Genomic DNA, 13,980 nt, shown 5'->3' with positions numbered 1-13,980 from the left:
GCTGCTGAGTAGCCCGATTGCGGCACCATGTCAAAAGCGCAAAATGCAAAAAACGGCCCGTGGGCCGTTGCAGGTCGTCACACCATCGCGCCGAGAATCACAGACCGACGAAATAGCCCCCCAAAGCCAGCGCCAGTGCGGTCACACCAAAGCTCAGCAAGACGTCCCAGTTCAGAAGAAACAGGAAGCTGAAGCTCTGGTAAGATTTCTGCAACGCCTTGGTCATCGCCCTCGGGTCCATTCATAAGAAAGCACCCAAGAGCATAGGTTCGAATTGCGGCAATTTTGCGTCGAAACGGTGCAGCGACCGCCTTAATCAGCAGAACAGATCATTGCTGACCGAGAACAGCATCAGCGACAGGATCAGCGCCACACCGATCCCCATCAGCACCCGCAGCGCCTTGTCGCTGGGCGGTTTGCCCGACACCGCCTCGTAGGCATAAAATACCAGATGCCCGCCATCCAACGCCGGGATCGGGAACAAGTTCAAAAGTCCGACTGCGGTGGACAGGACAGCAATGAAGAAGATGAAGCTTTGAGGCCCCTGGCTTGCCATCGCGCCCGAGACCTCGGCGATTCCGATCGGCCCCGAGATGTTGCAGGTGCTGATCGCCCCCGTGACCATATGCCAAAGCCCCGAAAGTGACCCCTCGGCGATCCGCCACGTCTGCGCCATGCCGCCTTGCAGCGAGTCCCACAGCCCGGCAGGAACCGTTTTAGGCTCAAGCATCATGCCGCCCACGATGCCGATGCGCCAATGGGTGACAAAGCCCCCATCGGGCTGCGGTTCATCCGTGCGGCGCGGCGCCAGCGCGAATTCCAGATCGGCCCCATTGCGCCAGACATTCAACAGCAAGGCGCGCCCGTCCGATCCTTCGACATGCTCTTTGAGCTGCTCGAAGGCAAAAATCGGCTCTCCGTCAACGGCGGTGATCACGTCACCACTTTCGAGCTGGATGTCCATCGCCGCACTCCGCGGCGCAACTTGCTGAATCAGCGGCGGGAATAGCCACGGCCCGGCTACGTCAACGGTCTCGTCGTTGCGGATCACGGTATAGTCCAACTCGGGCTGGACCGGTAGCGTGTCGATGAAGTCTGACCACGTGTTCTCGTCATCGAAGTCCGGGGTCGGTAGCCCGGCGATGGCGATGATCTCATCCCCCTCCTGCAGGCCCTGCACCGTACCTGGCAGCGGCTGTAAAGATCCAACCGTCAACGGCTCGCGCGAGACGCCTTGGGACCAGAAGACCAGACCAAACACCAGAATAGACATAATGAAGTTAAAGATCGGCCCCGCCGCCACAGTCGCGGCGCGCGCCCACAAAGGGGCCCCATGCATCGTGCGGCGCAGTTCTTCGGGGCTTTGTTGGGCAATCTCGCCCATCGCGTCTTCGTCCTTGCCGGACGCGGCGTTGGCATCACCCAGAAACTTCACATAGCCGCCGAACGGCAACAAGGCGATCTGCCAGCGGGTGCCGCGCTTGTCGATGCGGCTCCAGAGAACGGGGCCGAACCCGATGGAAAAGACCTCAGCGTGGATGCCGGACCAGCGACCGACAATGTAGTGCCCGTATTCATGCACCGCGACGATCGCGGAAAGTGCTATAACAAAGGCCACTATCGTATAGATAAGATTGCCGAATTGCGGAATCAGAGAGAGTAAGTCCAAAGGTATTTATCCTGCTCGTTGCAATACGGTTTCATCGACCCACTGCCGAGTCAGATGGTCCGTTTGCTGCACATTATCAAGTGTCAAAGGGGCATCAATAAGGCCGTCCGAGGCCTCAAACCGTTCAAGTACCGCAGCCACCGCATCGGCCATGTCCAGAAACCCGATCCGGCGTTCAATGAAGTGATCCAAGGCGCGCTCTTTGGCGGCATTGAAGATCGCCCCCGACAGGCCGCCGCGTCCCATAACCTCGCGCGCGAGCCGCAGCGCGGGATAGCGCGCCTCGTCCGGGGTTTGGAACCGCAGTTGACCGAGTCTTGCAAGGTCCAACCGCTCGATGGGCAGATCGCGCCGTTCGGGCCAGTGCAAAGCGTATCCGATCGCGTGGCGCATATCCGGTGCACCCAGATGCGCCATCAATGCCCCGTCCCGAAACCCGACCGCTGCGTGAACGATGGATTCGGGATGAACCAGTACTTCGATCTGCGCCGGAGAGATGCCAAAATATTCTTTTGTTTCTATGACTTCCAGTGCCTTATTGAACATAGATGCGCTGTCGATCGTGATCCGCTGCCCCATGTTCCAGTTCGGGTGGCTCGACGCCTGCTCGACCGTCGCGCGGGCCAGATCGGCCAGCGGCCAATCGCGGAAAGCACCACCGCTGGCGGTGATTATGATCCGTTCGACGGTGGCCATATCCTCGCCCACCAACGCCTGAAACACCGCCGAATGCTCACTGTCGACCGGCAGAAGACGCGCGCCATGCGTCTGCGCCGTTTCCAATACAAGCGCTCCTGCGCAGACCAACGTCTCTTTGTTGGCCAGCGCCAGCGTAGCCCCCTGTTTTAATGCCTCTAACCCCGGGGCCAATCCCGCAGCTCCGACAATCGCTGACATCACCCAGTCCGCCGGGCGCGCGCCCACTTCAATCAGGGCCGTCTGCCCCGCTGCCGCCTGAACGCCGCTGCCCGCAAGCGCCGCGCGCAAATCGTCCAACCGGTCGTCAAACGCCGTGACGGCAATATCCGCACCCAGACGCTTTGCGTCCTTGGCCAACTGATCGATATTACCCCCACCGGTCAGCGCAACGACGTCATAGGCCTCGGGGTGCCGCGCAATCAGGTCGATCGTGCTTTGCCCGACCGAGCCCGTCGCCCCGAAAATTGAGACCTTCCGCATCACATGCCTCCGGGCGCGTAGATCAGTCCTGCTATCAAGACAAAAACCGCAGCCCCCATCATGCCGTCAAAGCGGTCCAGAAACCCGCCATGGCCGGGGATCAGGTTCGAACTGTCCTTGACGCCGAACTTGCGTTTTGTGGCGCTTTCGACAATGTCGCCGGCCTGACTGGCCATGGACGCCAGAACCGAGATCAGAACAAACGCAAGCCCGAACCCCGCATGGATGGCAAAGACGCCGCCGACCACAGCGGCAGCAACCCAGCCGCCCGCCGTGCCGGACCATGTTTTCTTGGGACTGACCTTGGGCCAGAATTTCGGGCCGCCCAGCGTTTTGCCGACGAAATAGCCCGCAACATCGGTGGCGACGACGACGAGGATCAGCCAGACCATCCAACCAAACCCCATGTTTTCACGGATCGAGATGAACCCCAGCCCCGACGCGGCGATCCAGAAGGCAAACAGCACATAATGACCACGCGCGCGGCTGATCTGCCCCGCCCCGACCAGCGCCGGGGCCAGCAGGAAGGGCAGCTTGTAAAGCGGCGGCAAATGAAAGCTTAGAACGACTGCAAAACCTGTCAGGACCGCCAATTGAACGGCAACACCCTGACGCGCGGGCTCGACCATGCGCACAAGTTCCCAAGTCATCAGACCGCAGGCCGCTGCAATGAAAGCTTCGAACCAGAGCCCGCCCAGCCAGACCTCAATCGCGCCGACGATCACCAGAACCGCAGCAGACAGAACCCGGGCTGTCAGGTCTGACCATCGGCCATCGCTCATGCCGGAACCGCTCCGAACCGCCGCTCGCGCGCGCCGTAGCTGCGGCACAGGCGCTCCAGTTCGGCAGCAGTGAAATCCGGCCACAGGGTATCGATGAATTCGTATTCGGAATAGGCTGACTGCCAGAGCAGGAAGTTCGAGATCCGCGCCTCACCACTGGTGCGGATGACCAGATCCGGATCCGGAAGAACCCGCGTATCCAAATACTTAGGCAGCGTCTCTTCATCCACATCTTCGGGCCGCAAACGCCCCTCGGCCACATCACGCGCCAGCCGCTTGGTCGCGCGTGCCACCTCATCCCGACCGCCATAGTTCAGCGCCACGGTCAGGTGAACCAGATCATTGTCCTGCGTTTCCCGTTCAAGGGTATCCATCAGCTCGGTCAGTTTTGCATCCAGGCGTACGCGATCACCAATGAACCGCACGCGGATGCCGTTATCCTTCAACGTCCTGGTTTCTTTGATGATGTAGCGCCGGAACAGGTTCATCAACCCAGCCACCTCGACCTGAGTACGCTTCCAGTTTTCGGTCGAAAACGCAAAGACGGTCAGATACTTGACCCCAAGCCCCGGACAGGCCTCGACCACCTCGCGCACGCGGCGGGCGCCGGCGTGGTGGCCGAACAGCCGGGGTCGCCCGCGCGCCTGGGCCCAGCGGCCATTGCCGTCCATGATGATGGCGACATGGCGCGGCCCCGAGTGCGGCGGGTTATGAGGATCCTTTGGCATCTGCGGCACTCAGACCTGCATGATCTCGGCTTGTTTGGTCTCAAGCGCCTCGTCAACAGCCTTGATCATCGTATCAGTCAGATCCTGAACCTCGGATTCCCACAGTTTCTGGTCATCTTCGGACAGGCCATCGGCCTTGCCCTTCTTGATCTGGTCCATGCCATCGCGCCGCACGTTGCGGATCGAGACCCGGGCGCTTTCCGCGTACTGACCGGCGACCTTGCCTAGCTCGCGACGGCGTTCTTCGTTCAGCTCGGGGATCGGAAGCATGATGATGGTCCCGTTCAGCTGAGGATTGATCCCCAGCCCACTTTCGCGGATCGCCTTTTCGACCTTGCCGACCAGGCCCTTGTCCCAGACATTGACAGTGACCATGCGTGGTTCGGGCACGTTCACGGTGCCGACCTGATTGATTGGCGTCATTGATCCATAGGCATCAACCATCACAGGCTCAAGCATCGACGCCGAGGCACGCCCGGTCCGCAGCGAGGCAAATTCGGTCTTGAGGTTGGCCATCGCGCCATCCATGCGGCGTTTCAGGTCGTCGGTGTCCAGGTCAAATTCATCAGACATGCTGCTCACTCCCCGTCTTCAGGTGTTGTCGGGATGGGTCTTAAGCCATCGCTAATAGGATGTATAGCAATCATGGTCAGGAATTGTGGCAATGACCAGAACTGTTTCCGGCATTCCGGCCTCATTGCCAACGAAGAATGCGGTCGGACAAAGCGTCCGACCGGCATCTGGCTTTAGTTGCGCCGTCAGGCATTCACGTCGACAACGACCCGACCCTTGATCTGCCCCTGCAGAATATCGGCTCCTAGCTGGGGTAAATCCGACAGCGTTGCCGGATGAACCATCGCCTCAAGCTTGTCCATCGGCAAGTCCGTGGCGATGCGCTGCCAGGCGCGAACCCGGTTGTCATAGGGCTGCATCACACTGTCGATGCCCAGCAGATTCACTCCTCTCAGCAAGAAGGGAATCACCGTCGCGGGCAGCGCTGCACCGCCAGCTAGCCCCACGGCAGCGACCGATGCGCCATATTTCATCTGCCCCAGAACCCGGGCCAGCATCGCGCCACCGACTGCATCCACACAGCCGGACCACATTTCACTTTCCAGCGGGCGCTTGGTGGTCTCGTTCAATTCGTCCCGCGGAACAATCGTCGTGGCCCCCAGCGATTTGAGGTAGTCCGCCGTTTCGGGACGCCCCGTGACTGCCGCCACCTCATAACCAAGATGCGCCAGAATGGCGGTCGCCACGGACCCGACACCGCCTGCCGCACCGGTCACCAAGACCGGGCCATGGCCCGGTTGCAGCCCATGATCTTCAAGCGCCATGACCGCCAGCATCGCGGTAAAGCCGGCGGTTCCCACCGCCATCGCCTGTCGTGTCGTCAGCCCGTCGGGCAGCGGTACAAGCCAATCCGCGCGCGCGTTCGCCTTTTGCGTATACCCACCCCAATGGGCCTCACCCACGCGCCAGCCCGTCAGCACGACCTTGTCCCCCGGGCTGTAGCGGTCGTCCGACGACCGTTCGACCGTCCCAGCGTAGTCGATCCCCGGGATATGGGGATAGGTACGAACCAGCCCGCCCCCCTTGGGCGACATGCAAAGGCCGTCCTTGTAATTCACGGTCGAATACTCGACTGCAACCGTTACGTCACCATCCGGCAGAGCGTCTTGTGAAATCTGTCGAACGGCAGCACTCGCCAAACCGCTTTCTTCATCTTTTTCAACAATAAGTGCGTTAAACATCATCTTACTCCCTTGTATGCAATCAGGCGCTCAGCGCCAGAATTTCTCCTGCACTTCTGCCCACCGCATCCCGTGTTCGGTGATCACCTCGACCCGCGTTCCTGCGGTCCAGTGGGATCGGTCGACCATGCCAATGGCTACATTCACCCCAAACTCGGGCGAGAATGCCGCCGAAGTGATCTGGCCAATCTGCTGACCCTGCGCAGCCAACGGCCAGGCTTCGGTGCAAGGGCCGATCTCGCCCTCGATCACCAACGGTCGAATCATCCGCGGAGGTCCGTTCCGGGCCTGATCCGCCAATGCGGCCTTGCCGATATGATCCAGAGGCGAGTTGCAGAACCGCGCCAACCCACATTCATAAGGCGTATTTTCGCGCCGCATGTCCGAGCCAAAGCTCAGCAGGCCACTTTCAACCCGCTCGATACCGTTGGGGCACCCGGCCCTGACGTGCAGATCGCGCCCATTGGCAAAAAGCGCATTCCACAGCGGCATTCCGTAGTCCCGGCCTTCGACGTATATCTCGAATCCACCTTGCTTGGACCAGCCCGAGCGTGCCACCAGAAACGCTTTATCTTCAAAGCGTAACCACTTGTATCTAAAAAACTTGATGTCACGGACCTCATCACCGAAGACTCGCGCCATCAGTTCTTCGGCCTTGGGTCCCTGGACGGCCAGCGGAGAGATGTCCGGCTCTGTCACCTCGACATCAAGCCCCAGCGCAATCACCAGACCCAAAGCAAATTGCCACAGATCACCATCCGCCACCGACAACCAATAGTGATCGTCAGCCAGCTTGATCGCCACCGGGTCGTTCAGCATTCCGCCCCGGTGGTCCACGATCGGAGCGTAGTAGCATTGATCCGCCTGCATCCGGTCCATGTCACGAGGGCTAAGCATCTTCATCAATCGCAGCGCATCGGGTCCCTTGATCCGGACCTGCCGCTCGCATGAGACATCCCAGACCTGAACATGCTGTTTCAGATGCGCCGCGTCTGCCTGTACGCTTTCGAACACGGTCGGAAGCAGCGTGTGGTTATAAACGGTGTAGCCCTTGACCCCTTCGGCCTCGACACCTGCGGTGAACGGCGTTTTGCGGACGCGTCGATTTGGAGTGATAACTGCCATCTCAGAACTCCCAAGGCAGAAACACAGGGTCGCCGGACGGTTCATGCAGCCGCTGACCCTGACCATCGGAAAAGACGCTGTGGTCGCGCGAAATGGCGCGCACATCAGCGCCGGTCATCATCACTTGGGCCCGTGCCAATCGATCGGGCAGATCTCGGCGGATTTGCCGCCAAAATCCCAGACCCGCCCGTAATCACGCACCCGCGACTTGGTCCCCCGCGCCACGATGATGTCAGGGCCCATCCAGTATTTCGAGTTAGACACCATCACCGGATGTTCGGGGTCCTTGCCGGCCAGCATCTCGATCTCGCCTTGTATTTTGCGGCCAATCACGATGCGGCGTTTGTTGCCGTCCCGCTCAATCTGCACCGGAGCCCGCTCGGCCCCGATGATCTCGCTGACCAGCATGGTAAACAGGCTGGTCGTGCCACCCGCCTGCCCGCTGAAAATCTGCAACAGGCCGTTATAGGCTTTGCCGCTGGCGCGTTCGTCGACATAGGCGGCAACCTTCCATTGCCCCTCGCCCATCCGTCCCGGGATATCGACCAGCAGACCGACATTGAGGCCGGACAAATCCTCACCCTCGTAATGCCCCTCGTCGATGATTACCCCCATCCACGCGTGGCAATGCCCTTCGGTCGGAGGATGCGCACCCAGCGAGACGACGCAGGGGCAGAACACATCGCACGAGCAGTTCAGGATCAGTTCGCCCTTGATGGCCCAGTCTGTCGGGCTCATCTCGCGGCGTTTGGGATTGGGCATCCGGCTGTCAATCCGTTGACTGATCGGCAGCTTGTCCGAATCCGGTTTTCTGTTTTTTGCCATCGGCTTATCCTCCGTATGCAATGTGATATGCCAGCAGTCCAAAACCGCCCGCAATCAGCGCGAACCCCATCGGGCGCGTGACTGCGTGCCCGATCTGCGGCAGCTTCTCCAACACCATGAACAAGGTCGCCAGACCCATCCACAACAGGTTCATGACCCCGCCAACAAACCCCAGCGCCATGAAGCCCCAGCAACAGCCGACGCAGAACGCACCCAGCCCCAGCCCCATACGCAGACCGCCTGAGAACCCGGTCTTCCAATGGCCCAGGAAATAGCTCATCGGGGCGTGACAGACACCATGACAAACTTCTTTGGTGCGACTGAACTGGAATGCGCCGACAGCGATCAACAACGTGCCGGTCAGGTATGGTGACTTGGCGATTCCCAGCATATCGACCGCGCCGCCGAACAGCAGGCCCAACTGGACGCCCGTTATTACGGCAGCGAATCCAACCCAGACCAGAAAGTAGCCCGCCAGTACACCCAGCCACCCCGCGCGGGTGCCATTGGCGCTGTGGATCAGGTCATCATAGCTGCGCAGGGTCGGGATCAGCGTCGGCAGCATCATCGCCGCCATCATGATCGCCCACATCCAGAACAATGGCCCAAATTCAGCCATCGGCATGTACATATCCATTCGGGGATCCATCGCGGCCATCGCCCGGCCCATTGGGCCTGGCCTGCCGATCCAGTCCAGATCCATGTCGCGGCTCATCCGGAACATCACCCACCACGCCCAAAGGATCGTGACGTAGAAGCCCAACCAGAACGCGTTGCGGAAAAGTGAACGACTCACTTGCCCCTCCCGAATCAACTCCCTTGCTTTTCAAATGTCAGACTTTTAATTGTCAGACAAATAAAATGTCACAAACGGCCGCTGCAAAATGAAAATCGATCCCAGGAACCCTGCCGATCTGTCGGCGCAAATCGCTCAGGCAATTCGGGACGCGATTGTCTCGGGCCGCCTGATCGTCGACGAACGCCTGCCGTCCGAGGCCGAGTTGGCCGATCAATTCGACGTCTCGCGGCCGACCGTGCGCGAGGCGCTGAAACGGCTTGCTGCGCAATCGCTGATCCGGACGCAGCGCGGCGCGACCGGCGGCGCATTCGTGAACCGGCTGAACTACGAAGACGCCTATTCGCAGCAGATCACGACCTCGACCCTACTTCTGTCGATGAACGCCGTCAGCTTCGATACCGCGTGCGAGGCGCGCTATGCGCTCGAGCGGGCCTGTGCCGCGCTCTCGGCGCAGCGCCGCACCGCAGATCAACTGGCCACCATGCGGGCCGAGATTTTCCGGCAGGCGCAGCCCGGTCTGACAGATGAGGCGTTTTGCGCCTCGGACGTGGCGTTTCACCGGGCGCTGGTCGACGGGGCAGGCAACCCGGTATTGTCCTACCAACTGGCAGGCGCGGTCGAGGCGATGCAACCGCTGATGAACATGATCACTTTCACAGCCCGCTCACGGGAAGAGATCATCGGCCTGCACAGCAACATCGCCGACGCCTTGGAGGCGCGGGATGCCCCCACCGTGGATGCCGCACTGGTCAAGCTGGAAAGCTACACGCGCAAGCTGGCGCAGGACGTAGCCGAGCAGCGACGCAGGCCCGGCTGAGCGCGACTAGGCAAGGCCCGCCGATCGGGCCAGAGCCCCCTGGAAACCTTATGAAATGACGAACGGTCCGTTCGACCTCGGGTCCGTGCTTGCGCTTTGATCCGAAACGGGTTTTGTCTGCATCCGGGAAATCAAGGAGACCCCGATGCCGAACAGCCCCCGACCGACCGAGTTGCTGCGCGATGGCAGAACAGAGGACTGGCAAGCTGCGACCCGCCACGCCTTTACCCGCGAACTGGCCGATGGCACCCTGCCCGTCCACAAGATGCGTTGGTATCTGCAGCAAGATTATCAGTTCGTCGACGGTTTTGTCCGCCTGCTGGCTAGTGCCATCGCCCATACGCCCTCGCTGGCCGACAGTGTCCCTGCCGCGCAGTTCCTTGCGGTCATTACGGGGCCTGAGAACACCTATTTCCTGCGCGCTATGGACGCGCTGGGCACCGAGCCCATCTCGGACCCCGCCCCGGCGACCCAGGCCTTTCAGAACCTGATGGCCGAGGCCGCCGCCTCGGGCCGTTACGAGAACATGCTGGCCGTGCTGGTGGTCGCTGAATGGGTCTATCTGACGTGGGCCACCCCGGAAAACCCGCCAAAGGAAGGTTTGCCTTTCTGGTTTGCCGAATGGATCACGCTACATGCGGGCGAAGGGTTCGAGGGCGTGGTAGAGTATCTGCGCACTCAACTGGATCAAGCGTGGGTCGCACTGGATGATACAGCGCGTGCCGAAGTGACGCGACTGTTCCACCGGGCCGTCGAACTTGAACGTAATTTCTTCGATGCCGCCTATGCGGTCTGAAACTGGAAAGGTCTGAAATGGTTACGTTTCTGAATGTCATCGCAGCCCTGCTGACCATCGGCTTCGGCCTGTTCGGATTTCTGGCCCCGGCGTGGACAGCAAACGCGCTGGACCTTGCGCCCACCAACAGCACGATGGGCCTCAGCGAGATGCGCGCCTCGGTCGGCGGATTGTTCGTCGTGACCGGCGCTGCGGTTCTGTGGCTGAACAGCCCGATGGCCTATGCCATGCTGGGCGTCGTCTATGCAGGCGCGGCGCTGGGTCGGTTCGTGTCGGTGGCACTGGATCACCCGCCGCTCGTCAAAGCACTTACATTTGGGGGGATTGAGTTGGTTCTGGCCGTATGGCTGATCGCGGCAAACATCAACAGAACGTCGTAGGCAACTGTTATTTAATTCATTTCAATAAATCAATCTGCGTTTGCATCCCCCCCAATCCTCACCTATATATGGAGTGTCTTTCGGGACTATGGACATAAACGCGCTCGTAATAAGCGGATCGGACCCGGGGGCGGTACCCGGCGGCTCCACCAACCATCCTTCGTTTGGGGATTTTGGGGCCGAAACAGGATCGACGAACGTCTAAAGGGGTTAGCTTTGTCTCGGCTGTCTGCCACCGTTACCGGCGAAAATAGTACAATTGCAAACGACAATCGTGCTCCGGTTGCAGTTGCTGCGTAAGCAGTAACAAGACCGAAATCTAAGCCCTTGCGCCTAGCCGCGTAAGGCGGGGTTCGCAGGTACCTGGCAACAGAAACCTGCATTTCCCCGCTTATGTCTGCATTTGTGCCCATAACTCATCCGGGATTCAGAGTTTATTCACTTCTCTGCGCCATCTTTTCCCCGAACTACAGGAGGGGAAGATGTCGAACTCAGACAGGTTAAAAGCCTGGTATTCGGAAGTCTGGGAAAAGGGTAACACGGACGCGATTGATCAGTTCTTTGCCCCTGAAACACTGGCCGAAGGTCTAATCCCCGAAATGCAGGTCGGAGCCGATGATTTCCGCGATCTCGTCATGGCCTTCCGGCACGTGTTGGGCGAGATCTCGGTCGATTTGCCGAAGATCATCGAAAACGGCGACTGGGTGTCCGGCATCCTGCATGTCCGAACCTGCCGCGCTGACAACGGCGCACCGCTGGAAGTCACCGGTCAGGTCATGGCGCGCTTCAAAGGCGATAAGATGGTCGAGGCGTATAACCAGTTCGATTTCATCTCGTTCTTCGAGCAACTGGGCCAGTTTCCGCAGGACACCTTGCCGGTTTGCATGACCGGGCAAAGGCTCGACTGGGCCTGACGCCGCAGGCTGCACGCTTGACCCCTGCCGGTGATCTGAGCTAGCAAAACCGCAAGGGGCTGGCTTGCGAACGCCCCGTGAGGCGGCAGCCCAAGTTCGCATGTATCCGAAGCGACAAGGAAACATGCTATGGCTGCCCCCAATGCAATCACACCAAAACAGCTTGCCAGGCTGCTCGGAACACCTCAGGCCCCAGTTCTGATCGATGTGCGAACCGATCCGGATTTCGACGAGGATCCATATCTGATCCCCGGAGCCATTCGGCACCCCTATGCAGATATCGACGGGATCGCAGCCCTGACCGCGTGCACGCCCTGCGTTGTGATCTGCCAGAAAGGCCGGAAACTCAGTCAGGGGGTTGTGTCCTGGCTGCAGGCCGACGGGCATCGCGCGGAATATCTTGAGGGCGGGATGTTAGCATGGCGTGACATGGCCGGGGCGCAATGCGTGCCGGTCTCGGCCCTGCCCGCGCTGCTTGGCGATGGCACGCTCTGGGTGACGCGCCACCGGCCCAAGATCGACCGGATCGCTTGCCCCTGGCTGATCCGCAGGTTCGTAGACACCCGCGCCCGGTTTCTGTTCGTGGCCCCGTCCGAGGTTCAGGGCGTTGCCCAACATTTCGGTGCCGTAGCCTTCGACACGGAAGGCGGCGACTGGGGTCATCATGGCGACGACTGCAGCTTTGACGCGATGTTGGACGCGTTCAATCTGCACTCGCCCCCGCTGGACCGTATGGCGACGGTCATCCGCGCCGCAGACACCAACCGGCACGACCTTGCGCCCGAAGCGGCTGGCCTGCTTGCGCTTTCCGTCGGCCTTTCACGCCAGTATCGCGACGATCAGCAACAGGTAGAGGCCGGGCTGCACCTCTATGATGCGCTTTACCGCTGGGCGCGCGACGGGTTTGACGAAACTCATAACTGGCCTGCGGGTCACGGGCAATGACCCCTTCACTCCCCGACCTTGTCCGGGTTTTCGGGCGGATCGGCCTGCTCTCTTTTGGCGGACCTGCGGCGCAAATATCGCTAATGCATCGCGAACTGGTCGAGCGACGATCCTGGCTGGACGAACAAACCTATCTGCGCGCCCTGTCCTTGTGCATGTTGCTGCCGGGTCCCGAGGCGATGCAGCTTGCCACCTATGCCGGCTGGCGGCTGCGTGGCGTGGCCGGAGGGTTGATTGCCGGGACGTTGTTCGTCCTGCCCGGCGCGCTGGTGATTGGTGTTTTGGTCGCGCTTTATGCGGCTTACGGCACGCTGCCGCTGGTGCAGGCCGCATTTCTGGGCATCAAGGCCACGGTGATCATCATCGTCCTGCAGGCCCTGCGGAACCTGTCGCGCAAGGCGCTGACGGATACCGAGCACCGGATCATAGCCGGGCTCGGCTTTCTGGGTATCTTCCTGATCAACTTACCTTTTCCGTTGATCATCCTGTGCGCCGCCCTATGGGGCTATATCACATCGAAAGGCAGCGCGCCGACCACATCCAGCGTCGAGCCGACACTGGCGCACCCGTTACGAACAGCGCTAATCTGGCTGGCGTTATGGCTGGGGCCGCTGGTCCTGCTGGACCTGAGCGGTCAGGACCTGCTCAGCGATCTGGGCTGGTTCTTTGCCCGCCTTGCGGTCGTGACCTTTGGCGGGGCCTACGCGGTGCTGGCCTACATGACGCAAACCGTGGTCGACACGTATGGCTGGATCAGCACAGGCCAGATGATCGACGCGCTGGGGCTGGCCGAGACTACGCCCGGGCCGCTGATATTGGTGACGCAATTTGTCGCCATGCTGAGCGGCCAGATTGCAGGCGGCATGGCGCTTGCATTGGCCGCCGGGGCCGTTGCGCTATGGGCCACTTTCGTACCCTGCTTCCTGTGGATCTTCCTGGCTGCGCCGCATCTGGACCGGATCGCAGCGCGCCCCCGGCTTGGCGCAGCCATGCGTGGCATCACCGCAGCCGTCGTCGGAGTGATTCTCAACCTGTCCGTGTGGTTTGGCCTGAACGTTCTGTTCGGCAACCTGCCGGGATGGACCTGGGGTCCGGTCTCGGTACCCCTGCCCGATCCGGCATCGCTCAACATCCGGGCATTGGTCCTGACACTGATCGCAGCCCTGTTGATTTTTCGACTGAAATCCGGTTTAGGGGCCACATTGGTCATCATGGGACTGACCGGATTGGCGCTGCAGGTTTTGTGATCAATGCTGCCCTGCATGGC

16 protein-coding genes and 1 other RNA gene are annotated in these 13,980 nt (G+C 60.6%); 7 read left to right on the top strand and 10 right to left on the bottom strand.

Annotated features, from left to right (window positions below):
• Positions 1-97 precede the first annotated feature (97 nt).
• From ACR0J1_RS02435 to ACR0J1_RS02390, 10 genes are all read right to left on the bottom strand, one after another.
• Positions 98-226, bottom strand: a complete 129-nt coding sequence (locus tag ACR0J1_RS02435) for a hypothetical protein (RefSeq protein WP_480529052.1) — start codon at positions 224-226, stop codon at positions 98-100.
• Between the two features lie 90 nt (positions 227-316).
• Complete coding sequence (gene rseP / locus ACR0J1_RS02430; RefSeq protein ID WP_480729681.1) at positions 317-1,669, bottom strand: RIP metalloprotease RseP; 1,353 nt, start codon at positions 1,667-1,669, stop codon at positions 317-319.
• Positions 1,670-1,675: 6 nt separating this feature from the next.
• Positions 1,676-2,848 carry a 1-deoxy-D-xylulose-5-phosphate reductoisomerase gene (dxr, locus tag ACR0J1_RS02425; protein ID WP_480729682.1) on the bottom strand — a complete coding sequence of 391 codons (1,173 nt, stop codon included), beginning with the start codon at positions 2,846-2,848 and terminating at the stop codon, positions 1,676-1,678.
• Positions 2,848-3,630 (bottom strand): phosphatidate cytidylyltransferase, encoded by a 783-nt coding sequence (locus ACR0J1_RS02420; RefSeq protein ID WP_480729684.1) that lies wholly within the window; start codon positions 3,628-3,630, stop codon positions 2,848-2,850. Before ACR0J1_RS02420 ends, dxr begins: the two co-directional genes overlap by 1 nt.
• Positions 3,627-4,358, bottom strand: coding sequence for an isoprenyl transferase (locus ACR0J1_RS02415; protein ID WP_480729685.1), 732 nt, complete (start codon positions 4,356-4,358; stop codon positions 3,627-3,629). Before ACR0J1_RS02415 ends, ACR0J1_RS02420 begins: the two co-directional genes overlap by 4 nt.
• 9 nt (positions 4,359-4,367) lie before the next feature.
• The gene (gene frr, locus ACR0J1_RS02410; protein ID WP_480729687.1) at positions 4,368-4,931 is read right to left on the bottom strand and encodes a ribosome recycling factor; all 564 of its coding nucleotides are present in this window, start codon (positions 4,929-4,931) and stop codon (positions 4,368-4,370) included.
• Between the two features lie 185 nt (positions 4,932-5,116).
• Positions 5,117-6,112, bottom strand: a complete 996-nt coding sequence (gene acuI / locus ACR0J1_RS02405) for an acryloyl-CoA reductase (RefSeq protein WP_480729689.1) — start codon at positions 6,110-6,112, stop codon at positions 5,117-5,119.
• A gap of 30 nt (positions 6,113-6,142) precedes the next feature.
• Positions 6,143-7,237, bottom strand: a complete 1,095-nt coding sequence (locus tag ACR0J1_RS02400) for a dimethylsulfoniopropionate demethylase (RefSeq protein ID WP_480729691.1) — start codon at positions 7,235-7,237, stop codon at positions 6,143-6,145.
• A 120-nt stretch (positions 7,238-7,357) separates the two neighbouring features.
• On the bottom strand, positions 7,358-8,062 hold the full coding sequence (locus ACR0J1_RS02395; RefSeq protein ID WP_480729692.1) for a DUF1326 domain-containing protein: 705 nt from the start codon (positions 8,060-8,062) through the stop codon (positions 7,358-7,360).
• A gap of 4 nt (positions 8,063-8,066) precedes the next feature.
• Complete coding sequence (locus ACR0J1_RS02390) at positions 8,067-8,858, bottom strand: DUF2182 domain-containing protein (protein WP_480729694.1); 792 nt, start codon at positions 8,856-8,858, stop codon at positions 8,067-8,069.
• Between the two features lie 88 nt (positions 8,859-8,946).
• On the opposite strand from ACR0J1_RS02390, the gene ACR0J1_RS02385 reads away from it, so the two are divergent.
• From ACR0J1_RS02385 to chrA, 7 genes are all read left to right on the top strand, one after another.
• The gene (locus ACR0J1_RS02385; protein WP_480729695.1) at positions 8,947-9,678 is read left to right on the top strand and encodes a FadR/GntR family transcriptional regulator; all 732 of its coding nucleotides are present in this window, start codon (positions 8,947-8,949) and stop codon (positions 9,676-9,678) included.
• Between the two features lie 145 nt (positions 9,679-9,823).
• A complete protein-coding gene (locus ACR0J1_RS02380; protein ID WP_480729697.1) occupies positions 9,824-10,474 on the top strand; it encodes a TenA family protein in 651 nt (216 codons plus the stop codon).
• Positions 10,475-10,491: 17 nt separating this feature from the next.
• A complete protein-coding gene (locus ACR0J1_RS02375) occupies positions 10,492-10,854 on the top strand; it encodes a DUF4345 family protein (RefSeq protein ID WP_480729699.1) in 363 nt (120 codons plus the stop codon).
• Positions 10,855-10,890: 36 nt separating this feature from the next.
• Positions 10,891-11,238: a transfer-messenger RNA gene (gene ssrA / locus ACR0J1_RS02370) on the top strand.
• A gap of 98 nt (positions 11,239-11,336) precedes the next feature.
• Complete coding sequence (locus tag ACR0J1_RS02365) at positions 11,337-11,768, top strand: ester cyclase (RefSeq protein WP_480729700.1); 432 nt, start codon at positions 11,337-11,339, stop codon at positions 11,766-11,768.
• Between the two features lie 129 nt (positions 11,769-11,897).
• A complete protein-coding gene (locus ACR0J1_RS02360; RefSeq protein WP_480729702.1) occupies positions 11,898-12,713 on the top strand; it encodes a chromate resistance protein ChrB domain-containing protein in 816 nt (271 codons plus the stop codon).
• A complete protein-coding gene (gene chrA, locus ACR0J1_RS02355) occupies positions 12,710-13,960 on the top strand; it encodes a chromate efflux transporter (protein ID WP_480729704.1) in 1,251 nt (416 codons plus the stop codon). Before ACR0J1_RS02360 ends, chrA begins: the two co-directional genes overlap by 4 nt.
• Positions 13,961-13,980: the final 20 nt, after the last annotated feature.

This window comes from Ruegeria sp. CJ3, from assembly GCF_056536725.1.
This window is presented reverse-complemented; position numbering and strand designations above follow the sequence as displayed.